Genomic DNA, 26131 nt, shown 5'->3' with positions numbered 1-26131 from the left:
AAAAGAAAATCCCTCAGGTTTTTACGTTGATCCGACTTTCCTTTCTGTATTTGATATCTTTTAATGACCGGTGGGTTATCTTGTTAATAACTTTGTGTATACTTGTTAATAATCCTGTTAATAACAGTGTGAATAATTGATATTATTTAAGTGGATAAAGAGAGTGGTTACGATTCTTTTCACGTTGATCCTTTCTTACAGTACTACAGAAATCGATCAGTTTTGGGGAATAAAAAAGCGCCTAAGAGTGGAAGCCTCCCAAACGCTAATTTTCTTTTGGTAGCGGGACCCGGGATTGAACCGGGGACCTCATGATTATGAATCATGCGCTCTAACCAGCTGAGCTATCCCGCCATCGTTTCTCGATTGCGGGTGCAAAGATAGATACTTTTTTTTATTCTCCAAAACATTTGTCGTTTTTTTCTGTTTTTTATTTAAGGATCGGCTCTTTGAGTTATCATAAATAGATACATTGAGAGTGGAAAATAAAAAAAGAAAGAAAATAAAGTGCATGATTTATACTGCGTAATTAGAAAAAAGTATTTATCTTGGCACACACAATTTAAGGTGAATATAGCTATGAAAAGAGAGAAAATACGTTTGGAGTATCTTCTGAATGCGACCTCTAAAAACATTCTTTGGTCAGCAATCAGCACACCGACCGGTTTGGAGGACTGGTTTGCAGATAAAGTCGTGTCGAATGATAAAATAGTGGAATTTCATTGGGGGAAAACGGAGCAACGTGATGCCGAAATTACGGCCATACGCGCTTATTCTTTTATCCGTTTCCGTTGGCTGGACGATGAGAACGAAAGAGACTATTTTGAAATTAAAATGAATTATAATGAACTTACAGGTGATTTTGTGTTGGAAATTACTGATTTCGCAGAGCCGGATGAAGTAGACGACATGAAAGAATTGTGGGACTCTCAGGTTAATAAGTTGAGAAGAACTTGTGGTTTTTAGTTAACTTTCAACTAAAAACTTTCTGCACTCCTTTTTTTGTGCTAATTTTGCATCTCAATCGCACGAAACGTATTATAAGATGCTACGCATAAAAAGATTAGATATATTTATAGTAAAGAGTTTTTTACTGCTCTTTATTGGTACATTCTTCATTTGTCTCTTCATCTTCATGATGCAGTTTTTGTGGAGATATGTGGACGAACTGGTCGGAAAGGGATTGGAGATGAGTGTGATGGCTCAGTTCTTCTTTTATTCGGCATTGAGTCTGGTGCCTTTGTCACTTCCGCTGGCCGTATTGTTGGCATCCCTTATTACTTTTGGAAATTTTGGAGAACGTTATGAATTGCTCGCCATGAAAGCGGCGGGCATTTCTTTGCTTAAAATCATGCGTCCTCTCATCATACTTGTCTGTATCATTTGTGGAATTTCCTTTTATTTTCAGAACGTGATCGGTCCCATAGCGCAAGGAAAATTGGGAACGTTGCTGATTTCTATGAAACAGAAATCTCCGGAGGTGGATATACCGGAAGGGGTGTTCTATTCGGAAATTCCCGATTATAACCTTAAAGTGCGGAAGAAAGATCGTAAGACCGGTATGCTATACGATGTGTTGATCTATAATTTTAAAGACGGGGCGGAAAATGCGCATATTATTTATGCCGATTCCGGACGTATGGAGATGACGGCGGATAAACAACACTTGTATCTGCATCTGTATAGCGGTGAGCTGTTCGAAAATTTGAAGAGCCAGAATGTGAAGGCGCAAAATGTGCCGTATCGGCGGGAATCTTTCAAGGAGAAACATACTATTATCGAGTTTAATTCGGACTTTAATATGGCCGATGCGAGTATAATGAGCAATCAGGCCACTACGAAAAGTATGCAGACGTTACAGGTTTCCATCGACTCGATGGAACATGTGGGAGACAGTATCGGACGCCAGTATTATAAAGAGGCCATTGGCGGGGTATATAGCAATCCCGGTGGATTGTCAAAAGAAGATACGATAAAGATTACACAGGCCGATATCGGATCTTACAATGTAGACAGTCTTTTCGAAGCCGCAACGCTGATGCAGAAACAAAAGATTCTCTCTTCTGCTGCAAACCGTGCCGAAAGTCTGCAAGGAGATTATGGCTTTAAGATTTACAACATGAGAGAAAATGATTATCAGATCCGCCGGCATGGAACGGAATGGCACAAGAAGATAACGATTTCTCTTTCCTGTCTGCTTTTCTTTTTTATTGGAGCGCCGCTCGGCGGCATTATCCGTAAAGGCGGATTGGGGATGCCTGTGATAGTATCTGTGCTTGTGTTTATTGTTTATTATGTGATAGATAATAGTGGATACAAGATGGCACGAGACGGTAAATGGATTGTATGGATGGGGATGTGGCTCAGTTCTGCCATCCTGGCGCCGTTGGGGGCATTTCTTACTTATAAATCCAATAATGATTCGGTGGTGCTGAATGCGGATGCTTATACTTCCTGGATCAAACGGGTGATAGGTATCCGTGGTGTGCGCCATTTGTTTAAGAAAGAGGTTATTATCCATGATCCGGACTATTCGAAGATTTTTGCGGAACTTACTGCTCTCACTACAGAGTGTCGCGCATATATAAGTAAACACCAACTGAAGAAAGCACCCAATTATTTTAAACTTTGGATGTCTACCGGCGAAGATGATGAAGTGAAAGCGATCAATGAGCGTCTGGAAACGTTGATTGAAGAGTTATCGAATTCAAGATCGTTTACTTTGCTGACAACTTTGAATAATTATCCCATTATACCTGTGGCTGCTCATGTGCGGCCGTTTCATGTATATTGGTTGAACCTGTTGGCGGGAGCCATTGTGCCGATAGGATTGTTCTTTTATTTCCGTATCTGGATATTCCGTATACGACTTGTACGGGATATAGAGAAGGTTATAAAGACCAACGAAGATATTCAATTCATAATAAAAGAGAATCATAATTTATAGAATAAGTATGGAAGAGATCAGACTGAATACAATCGATGAGGCTATTGCCGATTTCAGAGAAGGGAATTTCGTAATTGTAGTGGACGATGAAGATCGCGAGAACGAAGGTGATTTTATTATTGCGGCTGAAAAAATAACTCCTGAGAAAGTGAATTTTATGATGACACACGGACGGGGTGTGTTGTGTGCTCCTATTACGGAGGAGCGTTGCGCCGAATTGGAACTGGATATGCAGGTTACTGCAAATACTTCTATTTATGAGACACCGTTTACTGTGACTGTCGATCTCCTTGAAGGTTGTACTACCGGAGTATCTATGCACGATCGTGCAGCGACTATCCGTGCTTTGGCCGATCCTAAAACGAAACCGGCTGATCTCGGGCGTCCGGGACATGTGAATCCGTTGCGTGCCCGTTCGCGTGGAGTACTCCGTCGTGCCGGTCATACGGAAGCGAGTGTGGATTTGGCAAAACTGGCCGGACTATACCCGGCTGCTGCTCTGATCGAAATTATTAATGAAGACGGGACTATGGCACGTTTGCCTCAATTGGTGGAAGTGGCCAAACGTTTTGGGCTTAAAATAATCTCGATTAAGGACTTGATTGCTTATCGTGTGCAATTAGAGTCGATTGTGGAGAAAGGAGTAGAGGTGGATATGCCTACCCAATACGGACATTTTCGTCTGATTCCGTTCCGTCAGAAATCAAATGGAATGGAGCATATTGCATTGATTAAAGGTAGCTGGGATAAAGATGAGCCGATTTTGGTACGTGTGCATTCTTCATGTATGACAGGTGATATTTTCGGCTCTTGTCGTTGTGAGTGTGGAGAACAGCTTCATAAGGCGATGGAGATGATCGAGGCTGCCGGAAAGGGGGTCATTGTATATATGAACCAGGAAGGACGTGGCATTGGACTGATGAATAAGATTGCCGCATACAAACTTCAGGAAGAAGGATATGATACGGTAGATGCGAATCTGCATCTGGGTTTCGATGCCGATGAACGTGATTATGGAGTCGGTGCGCAGATTTTGCGTGAGGTAGGAGTGGCAAAAATGAAGTTGATGACCAATAACCCTGTGAAGCGTATCGGTCTGGAAGCATATGGTTTGGAAATAACAGAAAATGTAGGTATCGAGATTACCCCTAATCCTTACAATGAACGTTACTTAAAGACCAAGAAAGAACGAATGGGACATACGCTACATTTTAACAAGTAAAATCCGCTTTTACTTTCATATATCAAATATTATAGCTTATTTTGCAACTAATTTCACTAAACGACAATAAAGTAGATACAAAATGAATCAGTTATCAGACCGTTTGAACAGCTTGTCGCCATCGGCGACACTTGCTATGTCGCAGAAGAGTAATGAACTCAAAGCACAGGGCGTTGATGTTATTAATCTGAGTGTGGGAGAACCCGACTTTAATACTCCCGACCACATCAAAGAAGCTGCAAAGAAAGCTATCGATGACAACTTTTCGCGTTATTCTCCCGTTCCCGGGTATCCGGCATTGCGCAACGCCATCGTAGAGAAACTGAAAAAAGAGAATGGTCTGGAATATACAGCCGCTCAGATTTCATGTGCCAATGGTGCGAAGCAATCTGTATGTAATGCAATCATGGTATTGGTTAATCCGGGTGATGAAGTGATCGTGCCTGCACCGTATTGGGTAAGTTATCCGGAAATGGTGAAACTGGCAGAAGGTACTCCGGTGATTGTAACTGCCGGGATCGAACAGGATTTTAAGATTACTCCTGCACAGTTGGAAGCCGCCATTACCCCGAAAACAAAGGCATTGATACTCTGTTCTCCGTCGAATCCTACCGGTTCGGTTTATAGTAAGGAAGAGTTAGCCGGTTTAGCTGCCGTGTTGGCGAAATATCCGCAGGTAGTGGTAATTGCAGATGAGATTTATGAGCATATCAATTATATAGGTAAACATCAGAGCATTGCACAGTTCCCGGAAATGAAAGAACGGACAGTGATCGTAAACGGTGTGTCGAAAGCCTATGCGATGACCGGATGGAGAATCGGTTTTATTGCCGGACCGGAATGGATTGTGAAAGCTTGCAATAAATTGCAGGGACAATATACGTCGGGGCCTTGCTCTGTTTCTCAGAAGGCTGCTGAAGCCGCCTATACGGGTTCTCAAGCTCCGGTAGAAGAAATGCGTAAGGCGTTCGAGCGTCGCCGCGACCTGATTGTGAAGTTGGCAAAAGAAGTCCCGGGCTTTGAGGTGAATGTTCCTGAAGGCGCTTTCTATTTGTTCCCTAAATGTAGTTCTTTCTTTGGAAAATCAGCAGGCGACCGTAAGATTGCGGATTCGGATGATCTGGCTATGTATCTGTTGGAAGTGGCTCATGTGGCTTGTGTGGGTGGTGCTTCTTTTGGTGCGCCTGAATGTATTCGTATGAGTTATGCTACCAGTGATGAGAACATTGTTGAAGCTATCCGCCGGATTAAGGAAGCATTGGCGAAACTGAAATAAAGATAGTTTGTGTCTGCCGGGCAATGGCGGATGTAAAAAATAAACCTGTATCGGACAGATCGTTTTGATTTGTATCGATACAGGTTTTTTATTAGGGTTGATTTAGAGCCTGCTTTAATTAATTGTCCTCTCAAAATAATACTGAGTAAAATTAAAGCAGGCTTTGGGTTGTAAAGGGCTATTTTACAATAACCTTAAATGTCTGTTGGTTACTTGCATTGACTACTGTCAACAAATAGATGCCTTGGGATAATCCGTTGATCGGTAATCGGGTAAAACTGTTTGTTGTTTCCTGTTGCATTATAACACTGCCTTGCATTGTCATCAACCGGATAGTGGAGTTGGCAGGAGACTCAACGGTCAATACCTCTCCATTTGCAATGAGACGGGGATAAACCTTGGTCTGTTTTTCGTTGCTGACGTTCTCTACACCTACGCCGGATTCTTTTCCTTCTTTGGTGACAGCAAATATGGCCGGGTGTCCCTTTCCTGTGTTTTCTATCTTTATCGATGCAATTACTTTATTTTTATCGGTATTTATTTTATGTTCATACAGGCAGAAATTGTATCGTCCGTCCATTTGGTCGTTCGACCGTGTGATCCTGCTTAGTCCATGTACCGCTTTTCCTGTAGAAACTTCGCTATACCAGTCGCCTATTGTTATGCTTTTAGGAGTAGAACTGGTTTCATCGGCATAATATACGGTTACATCTACTGTGGAACTACCATCGGTACAGGTCGAAAGCAAATAAAGGGCTTCCGTTTGGTGAGAACCGTCGAATTGCAGGGTAGCTGCATTTTCTTTGATCAGAGTTGCTGCATTGGGCTTGTCATATGCGGCAAGGCGATATTGAACGCCGGTGCTGGAAGTGATATTTCTATCGGTTGGCAGAGAGCCTTGTTCTTGTACTCCTGATGTATAATAAATCCAACCTTGGTTATCGAGGGAAGCTGTAGAATAGTTGACGGCAGGACGTTGCTCGGCTATGACATCTTCATTAAATCCTGATGTGACGGTCAGTTGGGTATACTCTACCGGTTCGGGCTCTTTATCGAGTAAGGCCCTGTCCATGAAAATCAACCGTTCTTTGATCCAACTCTTTAAATAAGAAATTTCATCATCATAAGATTGGGCCACGTATTGATTGGGCCATACGTATCTTCCCCATCTTGGCCAAGCCTGTGAGTTGCGTTCTTGTGCTCCCTTAGCATTTAATAAGGTAGTTAACGAGTCAATGGTAAGTTCTATGTTCTTGTCCGAGTAACTTGTTTCACGATATAGTTCCCAACGCTCTTTCACTTCTTTCATAAATGCATCGTCTTTAAGCAACTTATACCACCAGAAAGGAACCAACTGGTTATCACCGGATGCTATGTCATTAAAGTTGTATGCCCAAGTGTCTGTTCTCCAACCATTATTATAATCAGCGTTGCCGAAACCTAAATTCATATCCCATAAGGATGTTTTGAATCTGGGATCTTTGCTGTCTCTATACTTATATAAATTAGTACTTAGGCGATAACCGTCTACATTATGGCAGAATTCTGTTGAGAGCATATAGTCGATGAAAGAGGTGACGTCGATGTACTTTCTGTATCCTGTTTCCGGGTTCTTGTAATCTGCGGAGGCTAAGTTATCTTCGAATGCATCGATGTATCCGTGTATATAATCCAGTTGGGTTTTGGAAAATTCATCCTGGTCCATGTTCTTATATTGGAAAGATATTTTTTTATTACGGATGGGGTTACCTTTTGAATCTACGGGTGAGTGTTTGGAGTAATAAACCGGTTCATCGTCTCTGTCCACTTCCAGATGGTAACCTCCTGTCAATGCATCGCCACTGTCTCCCGGATCCGGTAAGTCCAGGCGGTTCTTGCCTTTTCTAACTCTTTCGGAAAGGATAAAGACACCGTAATAGGTGCCGTCCATGATCATTTCACAATATTTTCCTGTGGGTACGTATTCGAAGAAGGGTCTGGCCAGAGTAAACGCAAATACGTCTCTGATCATACTTTTGTCCGCATAAGGAGCCAGCAATGCCCAATCGTTGTCTTTGCCCATTCCCAATAGGGATACTTTTTGTTTCTTACCTCCTTCTTCCAGAGGTTTGTCCAGTGCACGAATGGCATATGGTTTTTTGTCGGAATTGGTAAAAGAAGAGTTGCCCCGGTATTTCAAGTCGATATAGCCGCTATAGTCTACTGTTTGATTCGGATACAAGAGGGTATCCATATGGTTCAATTGCCCTTCTCCATTATCGATAATTTTCATTTTGGCGGTGATGCGGTTTTCACGTTCGATCACTTGGTGTTGGGTATCGATGAAAACGATCGGGAGATTTGTTTCTGTGAATTTGACTTTCTGGTTATCCGGTTTGAAATTATTGATATCCGTGTCCTGAGCGGAACAGACAACAGACGAAATCAAAAAAAGAGATAAAAATAAGTTTCTCATAAAGTATGTTTTATTAAGTAAATAAAAGGTCTTTGTTAGTAAAACAGTGACAGGGGAAAAAACACTTAGCCGGAGTATTCTTTTTTAAGGGTAATAAAGGTTACAAATGAAAAAAGGCTGCCTCATCGATGGAAGCAGCCTTTTTGGATTTTTCTTTCTTGATTGTATTATTCAGCCGGGTGAATTGCTTCAGAAGGACAAACATCTGCGCAAGTACCGCAGTCAGTACATACATCCGGGTTGATAGAATAGATATCACCTTCAGAGATAGCTTCTACCGGACACTCGTCGATACAAGTTCCGCAAGCAATACAATCGTCACTAATTACGTAAGCCATTTTCTTTAATATTTAAATTATTAGTACTAATTTCTTGGACAAAAATACATGTTTTATTCATTAGTTGCACTTATTCTTGATTAAATTCCTTTAATTTGTATCCCTTCTAAATAAGAGAAACAATAATTTAACTATAAAATCGTTTTTATTGATGTGAAACGCTTTGTGTTACTTCTCATTGTTTCGCTGCTGGTTGCCGGTGCTTCCGGCCAGACGCGTAAGGTGCAGAACCGCCCGTATATCGATCAGCGGATCTGGCACTATGGCTTTTTGGCTGGTATTCACATGCAGGATCTCAAGTTTGTCAATAATGGGTATGTCACGGAGGACGGTCAAGTCTGGTTTGCCGATGTGCCCGAGTATTCTTCGGGTTTTTCGGTAGGCGTGTTGGGAGAATTGTACTTAAACAAGTATATGTCTCTCCGCTTGGTGCCTACGCTTCACTTTGGAGACAAAAAAGTTATTTTTCGTGAGCAGACGAGTGGAGAAACCGAATCGCAGAATGTGAAATCCGCCTATCTGTCTTTTCCTGTCGATTTGAAATTCAGTGCGGAGCGATTCAATAATTATCGTCCTTATGCAATGGTCGGTTTAAGCCCTACTTATGATTTAAGTGTGAAAAAATCTCGTCCACTCTTGGTCAAACCTTTCGACTGCTACATAGAAGTGGGGTTGGGTTGTGACTTTTATCTTCCTTTCTTTAAGCTGATACCGGAACTGAAGTTTTGTTTTGGGTTAGCGAATCTGTTAGACAAAAACCGTAACGATCTTACCGATAAGTCGTTGATGAAATTTACCGAATCTTTGGACAAGGTGAAGTCTCGTATGATTGTATTGACTTTCTACTTTGAATAGGCTGATCATACACATAATCTTGAAATTCACGGGGAAATATGTTCAAAAGAGATAAAACTCTGTGAAACCCTGTGCTACTCTGTGGCGAAATCGTTATTTTTGCAAAGAATTTGCCGGATGGCAAATCATAATTTGTAAATCGTTAAATAGTAAATATCCCCATGCCATTAAATTTACCTGATAGATTACCTGCGATAGAACTGCTGAAAGAGGAAAATATCTTTGTGATCGATAACTCGCGTGCTACCCAACAGGATATCCGTCCGTTGAGGATTGTGATTCTGAATTTGATGCCGTTGAAGATTACTACGGAGACGGATTTGGTCCGGTTGTTGTCTAACACTCCTCTTCAGGTAGAGATTTCATTCATGAAGATAAAAAGCCACACTTCCAAAAATACGCCGGTCGAGCATATGAAGGCTTTTTATACTGATTTCGATAAGATGCGCGGTGAGAAATACGACGGTATGATTATCACCGGTGCTCCTGTGGAACAGATGGATTTTGAAGAAGTAAGTTATTGGAGTGAAATCATGGAGATATTCGATTGGGCGCGTACGCATGTCACTTCGACGCTATATATCTGTTGGGCTGCTCAAGCCGGATTGTATCATCATTATGGAGTGCCTAAATATGCGTTGGATAAAAAGATGTTCGGAATTTTCGAGCATCGCACGCTCGATCCGCTTCATTCTATTTTCAGAGGGTTTGATGATGTGTTTTATGTACCCCATAGCCGCCATACGGAGGTGCGGAAAGAAGATATTCTGAAAGTTCCGGAATTAACGTTGCTTTCTGAATCGGAGGAGTCGGGGGTCTATATGGTGATGGCTCGTGGCGGGCGTGAATTTTTTGTTACCGGTCATTCGGAATACTCTCCCTTAACGCTCGATACGGAGTATCGACGGGATTTGGCAAAAGGTCTTCCGATTGAAATGCCGCGTAATTATTATGTTGATAATGATCCGGAAAAAGGGCCGCTTGTTCGTTGGCGGGGTCATGCCAACCTGTTGTTTTCCAATTGGCTGAATTACTTTGTTTATCAGGAAACTCCTTACAATATCGACGACATTAAATGATAAAGCAGCGTAAAATAGAACTTCTGGCTCCGGCCAGGAATTTGGAGTGTGGTATCGAAGCGATCAATCATGGGGCAGATGCGGTATACATCGGTGCTCCGAAGTTTGGAGCCCGTGCTGCCGCCGTTAATTCGTTGGAGGATATTGCGGCTCTGGTGGAATATGCACATTTATACAATGCACGCATTTATGTCACTGTCAATACCATCCTGAAAGAAGAGGAGCTGAAAGAGACGGAGGAGATGATCCGGGAATTGTATCGAATAGGGGTGGATGCATTGATTGTGCAGGATATGGCCATTGCGAAACTGGAATTACCTCCTATACCGCTTCATGCAAGTACGCAAATGGATAACCGGACTGTAGATAAAGTGAAATTTCTCCGTGATGCGGGTTTTCGGCAAGTGGTATTGGCGCGTGAACTGTCGTTGCGGGAGATTGGCAAAATACATGAGGCATGTCCCGATACTCCGCTTGAAGTTTTTGTGCATGGAGCTTTGTGTGTCAGTTATAGCGGGCAATGTTATGTCAGTCAGGCCTGTTTCGGGCGCAGCGCCAATCGTGGAGAATGCGCACAGTTCTGTCGCCTGCCGTTCAGTCTGGTAGATGCGGAAGGGAAAATGATAGCGAAAGACAAACATTTACTCTCACTGAAGGACCTTAATCAGAGTGAGGAGTTGGAAGCGTTATTGGATGCGGGGGCTTCCTCTTTGAAGATCGAGGGACGGTTGAAAGATGTTTCTTACGTCAAGAATGTTACGGCTGCCTACCGACAGAAGCTCGATGCTATTTTTGCACGGCGTAAAGAGTATACCCGTGCTTCTTCCGGAAAATGTCGTTTTGATTTTAAACCGCAGTTGGATAAGAGTTTCAGTCGTGGCTTTACCCGTTATTTTCTGCACGGAAGGAGCAAAGATATTTTCTCTTTTGACACTCCGAAATCGTTGGGAGAAGAGATGGGGACGATGAAAGAGAGCCGGGGAAACTACTTGACGGTGGCTGGTGTGAAGTCGTTTAATAACGGTGACGGTGTTTGCTATCTTGACGAACAAGGACGTTTGCAGGGATTCCGAATCAACCGTGTGGATGGAAATAAACTTTATCCGCAGGAAATGCCTCGTATCAAACCCCGCACGATGCTGTATCGGAATTTCGACCAGGAGTTTGAACGAATTCTTGCCCGTAAGTCATCCGAAAGAAAAATAGCAGTATGTATCTTGTTGGCGGAGAATAATTTCGGCTTTTCACTTACTATGACGGATGAAGATGACAACAGTGTGACACTAACTTTACCCCGAGACCGGGAACCGGCCCGCACTCCGCAAGCGGATAATCTCAAAAATCAACTTGCGAAGTTGGGAAACACTCCTTTTGAAGCGGAACGGATTGATATTGACTTCTCGGAGAATTGGTTTATTCCGGCTTCCGTACTTTCTGAATTACGGCGGCAACTCGTTGAACAGCTGATCATAGCCCGTAAAGTGAATTATCGTCGTGAATTGGCTGTATGGAAACCTACTACTCATACTTTTCCGCAGCAAACACTTTCTTATTTAGGTAATGTAATGAATACCCGTGCCGCCTCTTTTTATCAGGATCATGGAGTGAAAGAGGTGGAACCGGCTTACGAAAAGCAACCGGTGGAAGCTGCCGTACTGATGTTTTGTAAGCACTGTCTGCGCTACAGTATGGGGTGGTGTCCTATTCACCAGCGCGAGCGTTCACCTTATAAGGAACCTTATTATTTGGTAGGGACGGATGGAAAGAAGTTCCGTTTGTCATTTGATTGTAAAAATTGCCAGATGAAAGTGAGTGCCGCACAATGAGAACGTTTTACCATAGAGTGATGCGATGCGTGATGGAGCCGGATATGAAACGGCTCTGGGGTGTTTGGTGCTATTCTGTGGTTTGTCTTCTGCTGTTTACTGCTTGTCACTATCCCCGGCCGGATCTTCAGAAAGAAGGGATGAGCGATCAGGTGAAGGATTCGTTAACCTATCTTGCCGAGCGGCATTATACTTATAATACAAATTTTGAAGTACAAGCGGATTCTGTTGTTTTAGAGCGGCTTCCGGTTAAAGATTCTTTTATCAGTCTTTACCGTGGGGATCGGGTAGTTGTGGCTGAGTTTGCTATTCATCCGGCAGATAGCGTAGACAGTGTTTGGGTGAAACTTGCCCATTCACAGGAGGCACAAGGTTGGATACGTGAAAAGGATCTGATTCATTCGTTTGTTCCTACGGATAGCATTTCGCAGTTTATTTATTTATTCAGCGATACGCATGCTTCGTATTTTGTCATTGTCTTTGCCCTGTTTATGGGTGCTTATCTGTTTCGGGCTTTCCGTCGTAAGCAGTTGCAAATGGTCTATTTTAATGACATCGATAGTGTTTATCCGCTGTTCCTTTGTCTGTTGATGGCTTTTAGTGCCACTATCTATGAATCGATGCAGGTGTTTTTTCCGGATACCTGGCAGCATTTTTATTTTAATCCTACGCTTTCACCTTTCAAGGTACCGTTTGTCTTGTCGGTATTTTTGTTGAGTATCTGGGTGTTTCTTATTGTTTTTCTGGCAGTACTCGATGATCTGTTCCGGCAACTTACGCCGGCGGCGGCTGTTTTCTATCTGCTCGGATTGACTTCCTGCTGTATTTTCTGTTACTTCTTTTTCATCCTTACTACACAATTTTATATAGGCTATCTCTTTCTGCTTTGTTTTGTTGTTTTATTTTTAAAGAAACTTCGTAAAGGAAGCGGTTATAAGTATCGTTGCGGGTATTGTGGAGAAAAGTTGCACGATAAAGGTATCTGTCCTCATTGCGGGGCGATCAATGAATGATTGGCTTGTTAATGGATACCTTGTGTCTTAGTCGTGCAGTTGAAAGAAACTGTAAAGTTAAACTATAAACCTTTGTCTGGTAAGAATGTATACTTTTATATAGTAAGAGTATATACTCTTGTATGACAAAAGTATATACTCTTTTATGTTTTGATTATCAGCTTGTTATAGTTGCATTTTTGCTTAAAATCGACAGCGTACGTCCACTCCTAATTGCATGGGCCGTCCTTTCTGCATAAATCCGTTGCCCATTGTTTCGAAATAGAATGCCTGATATTCTTTATCCAGCGCGTTGCGTATCCAGAAGGCAATAGCACCATTCCCTTTTTCTAAGCTGACACGCCCGTTCAGTGTACCGTAAAATGCCTGGCTGACATTATTCGCTTCTGTCCAATAGATGCGTCCGGCGGCATTGAAGTTAGCATTTACTTGGATGCGGTCGAACCAGTGACGGGGGGCGATCCGGAAAATATATTGTGCTCCTACATTGAGTGTATGTTTGGGGACGAAAGGAACATAGTTGCCGTTATAATTTTCTTTATCCTGTAAGTTTCCGTCTTTATCTTTTTGTTTCACAACATAATCGGTAAATGTGGCATAGGTGTATCCATAGGATGCATTCATACTGAATGCATCGGTGATGCTGGCGCGTAAGGCAGCCTCCGCTCCATAGCTGCGGCTCTTTCCGGCATTGACGGTGATACGTCCTAAGCCACTCTCGGCAAACTGGGAAATCTGTTGGTCTTTGGTATCCATGTAATATGCAGCAAGGTCGGCCCATAAACGGCCTTCCCACAAAGTGAGATGTGAACCGATCTCGTAGTTCCATGAATATTCGGGTTTGTAAGTGGTAGAGGCTTTTATGTCAATGTCTTCTTCCGGCATCATCATTTCAATCATATTCGCTATGGATGCAAAATCTTTATTTGCTATCATGGCAGCCTTCATCGAATTTTTCAATTCCGACTGTATCAGATCAGAAAACATCTGGACATTATATCCTCCCGAACGATAACCGCGTGAAACGGTGGCATATACATTGTTCCCCTTTTTCCATTCGTACTGAATAGCAAATTTGGGGAGTAATTGCAGATAATCATTTGATAATTTGCCGTTGATGCCGGCCGGAGCTATCATGTTTTTACTTTCAAGATCGATAGTCGGTCTTGGGGGGGGCATCTGCATGTAAAATTTAAAATTGAAGTCCATCGGAGTGGAGGCCGAATTGTAGTTCATCGACATTTTTTCATAATCGAGACGTAGCCCTGCCGTTATGGATAATCCGTCTATCAGGAAATTATTGTAAGTTGATTGATGATAGATGGCAGCACTGAATGTCGGGGTGTCGAAATTGCCGCTCACATTCAATGTCGGGTTGTTGATAGTCAGCTTCATGGTTGGCGCGGCAGGAGAATTTGGGAAATTGTTGTTGGCATTATTTTCAATGACTTCTGTTACTCCATCTTTTTTGAATTCAACCGGACCATCCGTGTTCAGCCATTGGTAGAATCCGAATATGCCGTTGGCCCACTGCCAATTTCCTCCGGGCTTCGACTTCATTACGATCTCTTCAGATAAGGTATTCAGTCTCTGCTGTTGATTAAGAGTAAATATATCTTTCTCCGTGAAATCCTGATCGAGTAGCATACGATCTTTTAAATGTTGATAACCGGTTACGGCACTCAGCGTGAAATGTTGTGTTTGATATTCGATATTAGCGCTGGCATTCAGCAGACTGCGATAATAACTGCTTTCATCATTATAGGAGATCAGACCTATTTTATCTTGCCGTGGATCGTTCTTTTTTTCTTCTTCATTGACTTTTCCGGTATAGAAATAGGGATATCCACCTTGATCACTGTACTCATAGTTCACGTTAAAATCGAGTTTTAGATTCTCTGTTGGCAGATAGATGGCACGGATACGCCCGCCGCCGGCATTGATACGGTCGGTCTTTTGATTGTTTTTGGCTGCATTCTTGAAAAATCCGTCTGCATGTTCATAGAAACCTCCGGCAGAAAAAGCGAATTGTTCCGACATCCGATGATAATGGGTAACCGATGCATTGTAATTTCCGTACGTTCCTGCGCTTAAACGTAAATCGGTGCCCTGATAGCTGAAAGGTGATTTTGTATGTACTTTGATGAGGCCTCCCATTGTATTACGTCCATATAAGGTACCTTGTGGTCCGCGAAGCACGTCGATACGTTCGATATCGGAATAATTGAAGTCAAAAGCGGACTTGTCTATATAGGGAACATTATCGACATATAATCCTACCGATGGTGTATTGATGCGCGAACCGATACCACGGATGTAAATAGCCGATGTCAGTTTGGAACCGTAATCAGGAATGAATATATTGGGGACTAATGTACTCAGTCCTTTTAAGTTAGTCACTTGGTTTGCCTGCATGTCCTGTTGTGACAAGAGAGTGCTGGCTGTCGGGAGTTCGCGTAATTTACGATTTTCTTTCGGTGAAGCAATAATGAGAATTTCTTCTACGTCTACTACCTTGATCGTGTCTTTAGGAATCTCTTCGGCCCAAATATTACCCGTTGTTAAAAAGGTTAAGGCCATGAGAATGCAGTTTCTTTTCATCATATTATTATTTTGCTTGCAAAGGAACGGCAAACTTCTCGGTTACACAATCCTCATTTATTAGGATTATGGTAAAATGTAGCCGGATTCTAAACATATTCTGTGTTTATTCCTTATTAAATATAGAGATATAACTTCTGTTTGTTTATTTATAACCAGAGTTAGGGCGAATTTATTCTTGTGTCCGGTTTATAAGATAATGCAAAATAAAGTTTGTCTATGAAGAAAGATATTCTTATTTTTGTCTTTCAAATAGACATGAAATAAAAGTAGCGGCTTTATTTGAATTAAGAAAACAAGATACAGAGTGTTTACATTGTCATTCTTTCTATAGTAAAACGACCAATTTTAACTGACCGAAAGAATATGCTTTGTGAATGCGCCCTGAAACAGGGTGTGTTCCATCGATATATTCAGTCGGTCATAGGTTCTTGGTCGTACCTAACTATAGTCTGGATATTGTCGGGAACACACTTTTTTTATTAATCACCCTTTAAATAATATAGCCTATGGTATAAATCAGATTAAGTGACATATCGCAGTTAGAAATAACTCATTTGCATTTCTCTTATAGAAAAAACGACCAAAATATTTTTATATGACCGGAGGAATGCAATGGGGCAGATCTTGTTTTTGCTTTCTTCCCGGATTGTTGTGAAAGTTGGAATTGGATGTGTACCTGTTGCGTCTCTGATACAGAAATGCACAGTTAAGATAACATTCAGTATTCAACTTATTTACAACAATGAAAGATGAAAATCAGATTATTTTTTCTTCTTATATTATTGCTGTGTCCGTTTCATTTCCGGGCACAAAATGCTTCTGCAGATTCTCTTGAAATCATGAAACGGAGTCATGGTTTCCGTACTACCCAATTAATACTTCCTGCATCTCTTATCGCTGTCGGCGCAGTGGGCGTTTCCACTCCCTGGTTTAGGTCTTTAAATAGAGAAGTACGTGATGGATTGGCGGAATGGCGTGACGGACGTTATTTTCATGCAGATGATTATATACAATACGTACCGGTAATTGCTAATTTCGGCTTGAGTTTATTAGGAGCAAAAGCCCGGCACAGTTATGTGGACCGTGTTCTGATTACCGCTACTTCTTATGCTGCTATGGGAATTATGGTCAACGGGGTGAAGTGGATAGTGGATGAACAACGTCCGGATGGAACAGCTTTTAACTCTTTTCCGTCAGGACATACGGCTACGGTTTTTATGGGAGCCGAGTTAGTGAGAATGGAATATAAAGATACTTCTCGGCTTTATGGTATAGGTGCATATACTATAGCTTGTGGAGTTGCTTTTTTACGGCTCTATAACGAACGGCATTGGTGCAATGATATTTTGGCCGGTGCAGGTATAGGTATACTCAGCGCACGAATTGGGTATTGGCTTTTACCTTACGAAAGAAAATTATTGGGATTGGATAAGAAGAGTACTGTAAATCTGGTAGCTTCTCCTTTTTATGATCACTTTTCAAAAACATATGGTGGAAGGGTTTTTGTCTGTTTTTAAATTCGGTCGGCCTCTATGTATCCGTTCATTACGGCATAAATGGTAAGCCCGGAAACTGATTTTATGCCTAATTTTTCCGTAATGTTTTTCCGGTGGGTGATAACGGTAGTCAGGCTGATATTTAACTTATCGGCTATTTCCTTGTTGATGAGTCCTTTGGTGATCAAGACAAGTACTTCAATTTCTCGTGCGGATAATTCGTGTTCGACGGTTGGCACCGGAGGTGCGACTTCCACCGGATATCCGTCGTGATGGGCATGTTGGTGGAGTTTCAGAATATCTTTGACCAATGATTCTTCCGGTTGGTAAATGTTCAGTGTCCGTACGGCAGATAACTGGAACGGTTGGCTTTCTCCTGCCAGAACGATTGTCTTTTTCTTTCTGGGCAGGAAGAAAGTATTATGCTCTACATATATCTGAGCAGCTATAAAATAGTGGGCGTACATATCGGGTGTGTCATCCACTAATTCGCCGAAGTTGTGAAATGTACGAATGACTGCCATCGGGATGATCTTCTCTAATATGCTTTTCAAACCGAGAGCAGTAAGGGTGTTCGGTTCGATAATGGCAATTTCTGGTTTTTGGTTCATGATCTGCTATCGATTTAAATAGTTTGCTACTGCTTCGGCACATCGTTCTCCATCCACCCCGGCCGAAACGATACCACCGGCATAGCCGGCTCCTTCACCGCAAGGAAACAGCCCGCGTATGGTAATATGTTGAAGGGTCTCCTTGTCGCGGACAATACGAACGGGAGAAGAAGTCCGGGTTTCTACCCCGATCATAACCGCCTCATTGGTCAAAAAGCCGTGGCTCATTCGCCCGAATTGTAAAAATGCCTGTGACAGACGTTTGCTGATAAATTCCGGCATCCAGAAGTGTAGGGGAGAAGACACCAATCCCGGACTATAAGAAGACTCCGGCAAGTCATAACTGAGTTTTTTTCGTGTAAAGTCCGCCATACGTTGCGCCGGTGCTGTCTGTTTCATGCCGCCTTGCAACCAGCACTGCCGTTCCAGTTCTTCTTGGAAATGCATAACTTGCAAAAGCCGGGAATTGGAAGAGGAAAAGCGGGAGTCATTGGAGGATGTTGCCTGTTGTCCGTTGTTCATTCCCCATTGTCCGCAAAGTAAGTCCTCCGGTTGTATTTCTACTACCATCCCCGAGTTGCTCCATCGTGATCCGCGATTGGAGGGAGACATTCCGTTGACTACCACTTGTTCCGGTCCACTGGCAGCAGGAACGATGAATCCTCCGGGGCACATGCAGAAACTGTATACGCCACGGCCCTCTACTTGAGTGACAAAACTATATTCGGCAGCCGGCAGGTATTTTCCCCGACCGTTTTTGGAATGGTATTGTATCTGGTCTATCCATTCGGCCGGATGTTCCAGACGAACGCCAACGGCAATTCCTTTTGCTTCGATCGTTACGTTGTTTGCTGCTAACCAGCGATATACATCCCGTGCCGAATGTCCTGTTGCCAGTATCACGGGGCCAAGGAATGTCCGTCCCGTATTGGTTTCGATTCCTTTGACTTCTTCATTTTCGATAATCAGGGCATCCATCCGGGTACGAAAATGAACTTCTCCACCACAATCGATAATGGTATTCCGCATGTTCTCGATTACCCGTGGCAATTTATCCGTACCGATATGCGGGTGGGCATCGGCAAGAATGGCCTCAGATGCTCCATGCTGGCAGAATACATTTAAGATTTTGTCTACATTGCCGCGTTTTTTACTTCGGGTATAGAGCTTACCGTCTGAATAAGCGCCTGCACCGCCTTCGCCGAAGCTGTAATTCGATTCCGGGTCGACGGTATGTTCCCTGCTGATCTGTGCAAGGTCTTTTTTGCGTTCACGTACATTTTTACCGCGTTCTACGATGACAGGGCGAAACCCTAATTCTATCAATTTCAAGGCGGCAAATAATCCTCCGGGACCCGCACCTACTACAATCACTTGCGGTTTACCTTCCACATTATTATATATGGTCTCTTCATACCCGTTGTCTGTCGGTATTTCATTGATGTACACCCGTACTTTCAGATTAATGAAGACAGTACGCTGCCGCGCATCGATACTTCGTTTCAGAATACGCGTTGCGGTAATGCTCTGTAAGGTAAGACCTTTTTCCTTTGATAAGTATTCTTTCAATCGTTGCTCGCTGGCGGCAATTTCCGGCAATACTCTCAGTTGATACTCTTCTGTCATAATATGATTATCCGAATAGTGCGCGGAACGCTTCTTCCACCTTTCGTACCGGCACTAACTCTATTTTTAATTTCTTTGTTTCGATTCCCTGCAAATTATATTTGGGCAATAGGAAACGTTTGAAGCCCAACTTTTCGGCTTCCCCGATGCGTTGTTCGATTCTGTTCACCGGGCGTATTTCTCCGGATAAGCCGATTTCTCCTGCCATGCAAACTTCCGGCTCGATAGCGGCATCCATATTAGATGAGAGGATGGCGCTGATTACGGCGAGGTCGATGGCCGGATCATTGACTTTCAACCCTCCGGCTATATTGAGAAATACATCTTTCTGTGCTAATTTGAACCCTACCCGCTTTTCGAGTACTGCTAGCAACATGTTCATCCGTCGGATATCGAAACCTGTGGCCGAGCGTTGCGGATTGCCGTATACGGCAGAACTTACCAGTGCCTGGGTTTCGATGAGAAACGGACGTACCCCTTCGATGGCAGATGCAATGGCTACGCCACTCATGCCTTCGTGATCTTGTGAAAGCAATAGTTCCGACGGGTTACTGACCTGTCGGAGTCCGTCTTGGCGCATTTCGTAAATACCCAATTCGGCAGTACTTCCAAAACGGTTCTTGATGCTTCGCAGGATGCGGTACATGTAATGCTGGTCACCTTCAAACTGGAGCACGGTGTCTACGATGTGTTCCAGTACTTTAGGACCGGCGATACTGCCTTCTTTGTTTATATGTCCGATCAGTAATACCGGGGTATGTGTCTCTTTGGCGAAGCGGAGGATGGAGGCCGAGCACTCACGCACTTGGGCGATGCTACCGGGAGACGATTCGATGTTTTCCGTAGAAATGGTTTGTATGGAATCGATGATGACTAAATCGGGACGGGTATTTTTGATATGAACATAAATCTGTTCCAGAGAAGTTTCGCAAACGATAAGGCAATCGCTGGATGCACTTGTCAGGCGGTCGGCGCGTAACTTTAATTGCCGGGCACTTTCTTCACCGGAAATATACAGAACTCGTCTTTCGGGCATACGTAGTACGGTTTGGAGTACAAGGGTCGATTTTCCGATGCCCGGTTCGCCGCCTATCAGGACCAAAGAGCCCGGCACAAGCCCACCGCCCAACACCCGGTTCAACTCTTCGTCGTGCATGTCGATGCGCGGCTCGTCATCCGCTTCTATTTCACTTAAAGTGACCGGTTTGGCTTTAGCCGTTTCAATGTCTGATACCGGTCTCCGGTTGGCAGGTTCTTTACGTATTATTTCTTCTACATACGTATTCCATTCGCCACACGACGGACACTTTCCTACCCATTTTGGGGATTCTTGTCCGCAGTTACTGCACACATATACGGTCTTCTCTTTTGCCATTCTCTTTGTTCTTCTTTTATAAGATGGGCAAAAATAAGGATATTACAGCACAGATTATACAGATCGGCACAGATTATTTTCTTAAAAAGCATAATCTGTGCCGATCTGTACAATCTTATCGGATTATAAAGTGATTTCTCCGGCTATCGGACGACTCATCCTTTCGCGGATTTCTTCAGGGGTGTAGCCGTGTCCCAACAGGAACATTAATTTGGTGACTGCTGATTCCGTCGTACTGTCATATCCGCTGACAATGCCGGATTGTAATAAGTGATAGCCGGTTTCGTACCGTTCCATTTCCACTGTTCCGGCGCTACATTGGGTGACATTGACGATCACGATGCCCCGTGCGCTTGCTTCGCGCAGCAGGCGAAGAAACCATTGTTTACGGGGGGCATTGCCCGAACCGTAGGTTTCCAGCACCACCGCACGCAATCCGTCTATGGAGAGTGTAGCTGCCACTACATTTTCGTGTATACCGGGAAAGAGTTTCAATACGGCTATATTGGTATCCAACAGGTAGTGAGGTTTTAATTCCTGTTTTTCACGGGTGTGATGAATCAGCGAATGGTTATATTTGATGTGTATGCCTGCTTCCGCCAGCACAGGATAGTTGAAAGAGCGAAAAGCGTTGAAGTTTTCTGCATTCATTTTGGTGGTCCGATTGCCACGCATCAGATGGTTTTCGAAAAAGATGCATACTTCGGGTACGAGCGGTTTTCCGTCGGCATCCTGGGCGGATGCTATCTCAATGCTTGTCATCAGGTTTTCTTTGCCGTCTGTGCGCAGCACACCGATGGGGAGTTGCGAGCCGGTGAGGATGACCGGTTTGTCCAGTCCTTCAAGCATAAAGCTCAGTGCCGAGGCGGTATATGCCATTGTGTCCGTACCGTGAAGGATAACAAAGCCGTTGAACCTGTCGTAATTATCACAAATGATCTTTACCAGTTTGCGCCATGCCTCCGGTTCCATGTCTGATGAGTCCATGGGAGGATCAAACTGATAAGAGTCGATCGTGCAGTTAGATTTCCGTAATTCGGGGACATGTTTTTGCAACTGCTCGAAGTTGAAGTTTTCAAGCGCTCCGGTTTCTGTATTTTCTATCATTCCAATCGTACCACCGGTGTAAATTAGCAATACGGAAGTATTTGAAGGAGTCATAAGCGTTTCTTGTGCGATTATCTACTGCAAAGATAATTATATATCTTATATATTCTAACAAAATGTCAGAAAACTGATGGCTGATTCTCGACGGGTTCGGATAACTGAAAATCTTTTTATTAGAAAATAATCGTAAAAAGTGATAGATTGAACGTTTTTATTGTTACTTTTGCGACATCTTATCAAACAGTAACGAGAAACAATGACTATGATGAAGTACTATCCGCATACAGTCACATCCATGTGCACCATGACCCTTAGGGGTTGAGGGATAGTATTTGTGTTTCTACGTGAATCACGCTTGCAGGAAGTAAGCAAATTCAATTTTAATTATTTTAGTTGTAAATAAACCATTGCTTTCCGTGAAAGGGAGCATTGCTAAATATAAAGTATCTGCATGAAAGTAATGAAATTCGGCGGAACATCCGTAGGTTCCGTGAACAGCATTTTAAGCGTAAAGAGAATAGTAGAGTCGGCCGGTGAACCGGTTATTGTAGTCGTTTCCGCATTAGGCGGCATTACCGATAAGTTGATTAACACCTCGAAGATGGCTGCCATAGGCGATGCGGCTTATGAGGGAGAATTCCGTGAGATTGTTTATCGTCATGTAGAGATGATCAAAGAGGTGATCCCGGCGGGTGAAAGACAAGCTTCTTTGCAGCGTCGGGTAGGGGAACTGCTTAATGAGTTGAAAGACATCTTCCAGGGAATTTATCTGATTAAAGACCTTTCCCCGAAAACATCGGATACCATTGTGAGCTATGGTGAACGGCTGTCTTCCATTATTGTGGCTGAGTTGATTGAAGGAGCTCAATGGTTTGATTCGCGTACTTTTATAAAGACGGAACGGAAACATTCCAAACATACTCTCGACACGGAACTGACCCACCGGTTGGTGAAAGAGGCATTCCGGGAGATTCCGAAAGTATCGTTGGTGCCGGGATTCATTTCATCGGATAAGCTGACAGGAGACGTTACGAATCTTGGTCGTGGCGGCTCGGATTATACGGCGGCTGTGATTGCTGCAGCCCTCGATGCTGCCAGCCTGGAGATATGGACTGATGTGGATGGCTTTATGACTGCTGATCCACGGGTTATTTCTACTGCTTATACCATCAACGAACTGAGTTATGTGGAGGCAACCGAACTCTGTAATTTCGGCGCCAAAGTAGTTTATCCACCTACCATCTATCCGGTTTGCCACAAGAATATACCTATATTAATAAAGAATACTTTCAATCCGGAAGGTACGGGAACGGTGATCAAGCAAGAAGTGTCCGATCCGCGTACGAAAGCCATTAAAGGTATCTCTTCCATCAATGACACCAGCCTGATTACCGTTCAGGGGCTTGGAATGGTGGGGGTGATCGGTGTAAACTACCGCATCTTCAAAGCTTTGGCAAAGAATGGTATCAGTGTATTTCTTGTGTCGCAGGCTTCTTCGGAAAACAGTACTTCTATCGGTGTGCGTAATGCCGACGCCGATTTGGCTTGCGAGGTGCTGAACGAGGAGTTTGTGAAAGAGATAGAGATGGGTGAGATTTCTCCTATTCAAGCGGAGAAGAACTTGGCTACCGTAGCTATTGTCGGTGAGAATATGAAGCATACCCCGGGAATAGCCGGTAAACTGTTCGGTACGTTAGGGCGTAACGGTATAAATGTAATAGCTTGTGCACAGGGAGCATCGGAAACGAATATTTCGTTTGTTGTCGATTCCAAATCACTGCGCAAGTCGTTGAACGTTATTCACGATTCCTTCTTCCTGTCGGAGTATCAAGTATTGAATCTCTTTATTTGCGGTATCGGTACGGTAGGAGGTAGCCTGATCGAACAGATTCGTTGTCAGCAAGAGAAACTGAAAGTGGAAAACGGATTGAAACTTCATGTGGTGGGTATTGCCGATGCTACGAAAGCCATGTTCAGCCGTGACGGTTTCGACTTGGCAAACTATCGTCAGGAACTGGAAGAAAAAGGAACAGAGAGTACTCTCGAATCATTGCGTGACGAGATTATCGGCATGAATATCTTTAATTCCGTTTTTGTGGATTGTACGGCGAGCGAGGGGGTGGCTTCTCTTTATAAAGATCTGTTGCTGCACAATGTGTCCGTGGTGGCTGCCAATAAGATAGCTGCTTCTTCCAAGTATGAAAATTATCGTGAACTGAAGCAGATAGCCCGTCAACGGGGTGTAAAATACTTGTTTGAAACGAATGTGGGAGCGGGACTTCCTATTATCAATACCATAAATGATTTGATTCATAGTGGTGATAAGATTCTGAAAATAGAGGCTGTCTTAAGCGGTACATTGAATTATATCTTTAACAAAATCAGTGCCGATATTCCGTTTAGCCGCACGATAAAGATGGCGCAGGAGGAACGGTATTCCGAGCCTGATCCGCGTATCGACCTGAGCGGGAAAGATGTAATCCGTAAACTTGTTATTCTGGCACGTGAAGCGGGATATACTTTGGAGCAGGAAGATGTGGAAAAGAATCTTTTTGTGCCGAATGACTTCTTTGAGGGCTCGCTGGATGATTTTTGGAAACGCGTACCGAGTCTGGATGCGGACTTCGAAGCCCGTCGGCAGATATTGGAAAAGGAGAATAAGCATTGGCGTTTTGTTGCCAAACTGGAAAACGGGAAAGCCTCTGTCGGCCTGCAGGAGGTAGGGGCCAATCATCCGTTCTACGGTTTGGAGGGAAGTAATAATATTATCCTTTTGACAACAGAACGTTACAAAGAATATCCGATGATGATTCAGGGATACGGTGCCGGAGCGGGTGTAACTGCTGCCGGGGTCTTTGCGGACATAATGAGTATAGCAAACGTTTGATTTAGTTGAAAGTTGAGAGTTGAAAGTTGAAAGTTGCTGCGCAGTGGTGGCTATACTTGCTCTTTCTGGTTTTAGCTTATAACTCTCAACTTTCAACTCTCAACTAAATAAAGCTTTCAACTGAATAGAACTTTCAACTTTCAACTCTCAACTTTCAACTATTATGAAGCATATTATTATATTAGGTGATGGAATGGCCGATTGGCCGGTAAAATCATTGGGGGACAAGACGCTCCTGCAATATGCGAAAACGCCTTATATGGATAAATTGGCCCGCATGGGGCGTAATGGCAGGCTGAAGACAGTTGCTGTTGGTTTTCATCCCGGTAGTGAGGTGGCAAACATGTCAGTACTCGGATACGATCTTCCGAAAGTGTACGAAGGGCGTGGCCCGCTCGAAGCGGCAAGCATCGGGGTAGACTTGCAACCGGGAGAGATGGCGATGCGTTGCAATATTATTTGTATGGAGGGAGATCATATAAAGAATCATTCTGCCGGGCATATTTCAACTGAAGAGGCTGATGTCCTGATTCAATATTTGCAGGAGCATTTGGGCTCTGACCGGGTACGTTTCCACACCGGTGTTCAATACCGGCATCTGCTGGTTATCAAAGGAGGAAACAAGCAATTGGATTGCACTCCTCCCCATGATGTCCCATTGAAACCTTTCCGGCCGTTGATGGTAAAACCATTGGTTCCGGAGGCGGAAGAGACAGCTGCTCTTATCAATGACCTGATTTTAAGATCACAGGATTTACTGAAGAATCATCCGTTGAACTTGAAGCGTATAGCCGAAGGTAAGGACCCCGCCAATAGCATCTGGCCTTGGAGTCCGGGATATCGTCCGCAGATGGAAACCTTTTCTGATACTTTCCCGCAAGTAAAAAAGGGGGCTGTTATCTCTGCCGTCGATCTGATAAACGGTATCGGTTACTATGCCGGGTTGCGCCGGATTGCAGTAGAGGGGGCGACAGGGCTATATGATACCAATTATGAAAATAAAGTGGCTGCCGCATTGGAAGCATTGAAAACCGATGATTTTGTTTATCTGCATATCGAAGCGAGCGATGAGGCCGGACACGAAGGAGATATCCCTTTGAAACTTCTTACGATAGAGAATCTGGATAAACGTGCCGTAGGGCCGATTTATGAGGCGGTAAAGGACTGGGACGAACCGGTAGCCATTGCCGTGCTTCCCGACCATCCTACTCCTTGTGAACTTCGTACACATACCAATGAACCGATTCCGTTTCTTATCTGGTATCCGGGCATCGAACCGGACGAGGTGCAGACGTATGATGAGGTAGCCGCTTGCAATGGCGTCTACGGGCTGATGAAAGAAGATGAATTCATAAAGACATTTATGAATGAGTAACGTGCCGATGCGATACTTTGCCGAATGTACGGGTGTATC

Annotated in this window: 18 protein-coding genes and 1 tRNA gene; 11 read left to right on the top strand and 8 right to left on the bottom strand. The window is 43.5% G+C overall.

Going from position 1 to position 26131, the window contains the following annotated elements; translation table 11 throughout:
• Positions 1-277: 277 nt before the first annotated feature.
• Positions 278-354 (bottom strand) — tRNA-Met (locus tag QVP90_RS06275).
• Positions 355-579: 225 nt separating this feature from the next.
• On the opposite strand from QVP90_RS06275, the gene QVP90_RS06270 reads away from it, so the two are divergent.
• From QVP90_RS06270 to QVP90_RS06255, 4 genes are all read left to right on the top strand, one after another.
• Positions 580-966 (top strand): START-like domain-containing protein, encoded by a 387-nt coding sequence (locus QVP90_RS06270; RefSeq protein ID WP_025819194.1) that lies wholly within the window; start codon positions 580-582, stop codon positions 964-966.
• A gap of 79 nt (positions 967-1045) precedes the next feature.
• A complete protein-coding gene (locus tag QVP90_RS06265) occupies positions 1046-2947 on the top strand; it encodes an LptF/LptG family permease (protein ID WP_021935944.1) in 1902 nt (633 codons plus the stop codon).
• Between the two features lie 7 nt (positions 2948-2954).
• A complete protein-coding gene (locus QVP90_RS06260; protein WP_005926387.1) occupies positions 2955-4169 on the top strand; it encodes a bifunctional 3,4-dihydroxy-2-butanone-4-phosphate synthase/GTP cyclohydrolase II in 1215 nt (404 codons plus the stop codon).
• A gap of 82 nt (positions 4170-4251) precedes the next feature.
• Positions 4252-5445 carry a pyridoxal phosphate-dependent aminotransferase gene (locus QVP90_RS06255; protein WP_005926383.1) on the top strand — a complete coding sequence of 398 codons (1194 nt, stop codon included), beginning with the start codon at positions 4252-4254 and terminating at the stop codon, positions 5443-5445.
• Positions 5446-5623: 178 nt separating this feature from the next.
• On the opposite strand, the gene QVP90_RS06250 is transcribed toward QVP90_RS06255, so the two are convergent.
• Together QVP90_RS06250 and QVP90_RS06245 are read right to left on the bottom strand one after the other, a co-directional pair.
• A complete protein-coding gene (locus QVP90_RS06250; RefSeq protein ID WP_007478854.1) occupies positions 5624-7900 on the bottom strand; it encodes a CotH kinase family protein in 2277 nt (758 codons plus the stop codon).
• Between the two features lie 167 nt (positions 7901-8067).
• On the bottom strand, positions 8068-8238 hold the full coding sequence (locus QVP90_RS06245; RefSeq protein WP_002559159.1) for a DUF362 domain-containing protein: 171 nt from the start codon (positions 8236-8238) through the stop codon (positions 8068-8070).
• Between the two features lie 153 nt (positions 8239-8391).
• Between QVP90_RS06245 and porT the strand changes: the two genes are divergently transcribed.
• The 4 genes from porT (at position 8392) to QVP90_RS06225 (ending at position 13011) form a co-directional block, all read left to right on the top strand.
• Positions 8392-9093 carry a type IX secretion/gliding motility protein PorT/SprT gene (gene porT / locus QVP90_RS06240; protein ID WP_021935943.1) on the top strand — a complete coding sequence of 234 codons (702 nt, stop codon included), beginning with the start codon at positions 8392-8394 and terminating at the stop codon, positions 9091-9093.
• A 161-nt stretch (positions 9094-9254) separates the two neighbouring features.
• Positions 9255-10172, top strand: a complete 918-nt coding sequence (metA, locus tag QVP90_RS06235; protein ID WP_005926374.1) for a homoserine O-acetyltransferase MetA — start codon at positions 9255-9257, stop codon at positions 10170-10172.
• Entirely contained in the window at positions 10169-11998 is a 1830-nt protein-coding gene (locus QVP90_RS06230) for a peptidase U32 family protein (RefSeq protein WP_021935942.1), read from the top strand. The genes metA and QVP90_RS06230 overlap by 4 nt, the downstream gene beginning before the upstream one ends.
• Positions 11999-12042: 44 nt before the next feature.
• Positions 12043-13011, top strand: a complete 969-nt coding sequence (locus tag QVP90_RS06225) for a hypothetical protein (protein WP_224206839.1) — start codon at positions 12043-12045, stop codon at positions 13009-13011.
• A gap of 183 nt (positions 13012-13194) precedes the next feature.
• On the opposite strand, the gene QVP90_RS06220 is transcribed toward QVP90_RS06225, so the two are convergent.
• On the bottom strand, positions 13195-15612 hold the full coding sequence (locus QVP90_RS06220; protein WP_005926363.1) for a TonB-dependent receptor: 2418 nt from the start codon (positions 15610-15612) through the stop codon (positions 13195-13197).
• Between the two features lie 752 nt (positions 15613-16364).
• On the opposite strand from QVP90_RS06220, the gene QVP90_RS06215 reads away from it, so the two are divergent.
• Entirely contained in the window at positions 16365-17132 is a 768-nt protein-coding gene (locus QVP90_RS06215; RefSeq protein WP_005926360.1) for a phosphatase PAP2 family protein, read from the top strand.
• On the opposite strand, the gene QVP90_RS06210 is transcribed toward QVP90_RS06215, so the two are convergent.
• The 4 genes from QVP90_RS06210 to QVP90_RS06195 all read right to left on the bottom strand — a co-directional run bounded on the left by QVP90_RS06210 (position 17129) and on the right by QVP90_RS06195 (position 21884).
• Positions 17129-17722 (bottom strand): response regulator transcription factor, encoded by a 594-nt coding sequence (locus QVP90_RS06210; protein WP_005926358.1) that lies wholly within the window; start codon positions 17720-17722, stop codon positions 17129-17131. The two genes, QVP90_RS06215 and QVP90_RS06210, sit on opposite strands and share 4 nt — an antisense overlap.
• 6 nt (positions 17723-17728) lie before the next feature.
• Complete coding sequence (locus QVP90_RS06205; RefSeq protein WP_005926356.1) at positions 17729-19348, bottom strand: NAD(P)/FAD-dependent oxidoreductase; 1620 nt, start codon at positions 19346-19348, stop codon at positions 17729-17731.
• Positions 19349-19355: 7 nt separating this feature from the next.
• Positions 19356-20723, bottom strand: a complete 1368-nt coding sequence (gene radA, locus QVP90_RS06200) for a DNA repair protein RadA (RefSeq protein WP_021935939.1) — start codon at positions 20721-20723, stop codon at positions 19356-19358.
• A 123-nt stretch (positions 20724-20846) separates the two neighbouring features.
• Positions 20847-21884: an asparaginase gene (locus tag QVP90_RS06195; RefSeq protein ID WP_005926352.1), complete on the bottom strand. Its 1038-nt coding sequence runs from the start codon at positions 21882-21884 to the stop codon at positions 20847-20849.
• Between the two features lie 397 nt (positions 21885-22281).
• On the opposite strand from QVP90_RS06195, the gene thrA reads away from it, so the two are divergent.
• Together thrA and QVP90_RS06185 are read left to right on the top strand one after the other, a co-directional pair.
• Complete coding sequence (thrA, locus tag QVP90_RS06190) at positions 22282-24717, top strand: bifunctional aspartate kinase/homoserine dehydrogenase I (RefSeq protein ID WP_007478827.1); 2436 nt, start codon at positions 22282-22284, stop codon at positions 24715-24717.
• A gap of 163 nt (positions 24718-24880) precedes the next feature.
• On the top strand, positions 24881-26092 hold the full coding sequence (locus tag QVP90_RS06185; RefSeq protein WP_005926348.1) for a cofactor-independent phosphoglycerate mutase: 1212 nt from the start codon (positions 24881-24883) through the stop codon (positions 26090-26092).
• The last annotated feature ends 39 nt before the right edge of the window (positions 26093-26131 follow it).

This window comes from Bacteroides sp. CAG:189 (genome assembly GCF_000432295.1).
Taxonomy (GTDB): domain Bacteria; phylum Bacteroidota; class Bacteroidia; order Bacteroidales; family Bacteroidaceae; genus Bacteroides; species Bacteroides salyersiae.
The sequence above is the reverse complement of the archived record's forward strand: the minus strand, read 5'-3'. Positions and strand labels throughout refer to the sequence as shown.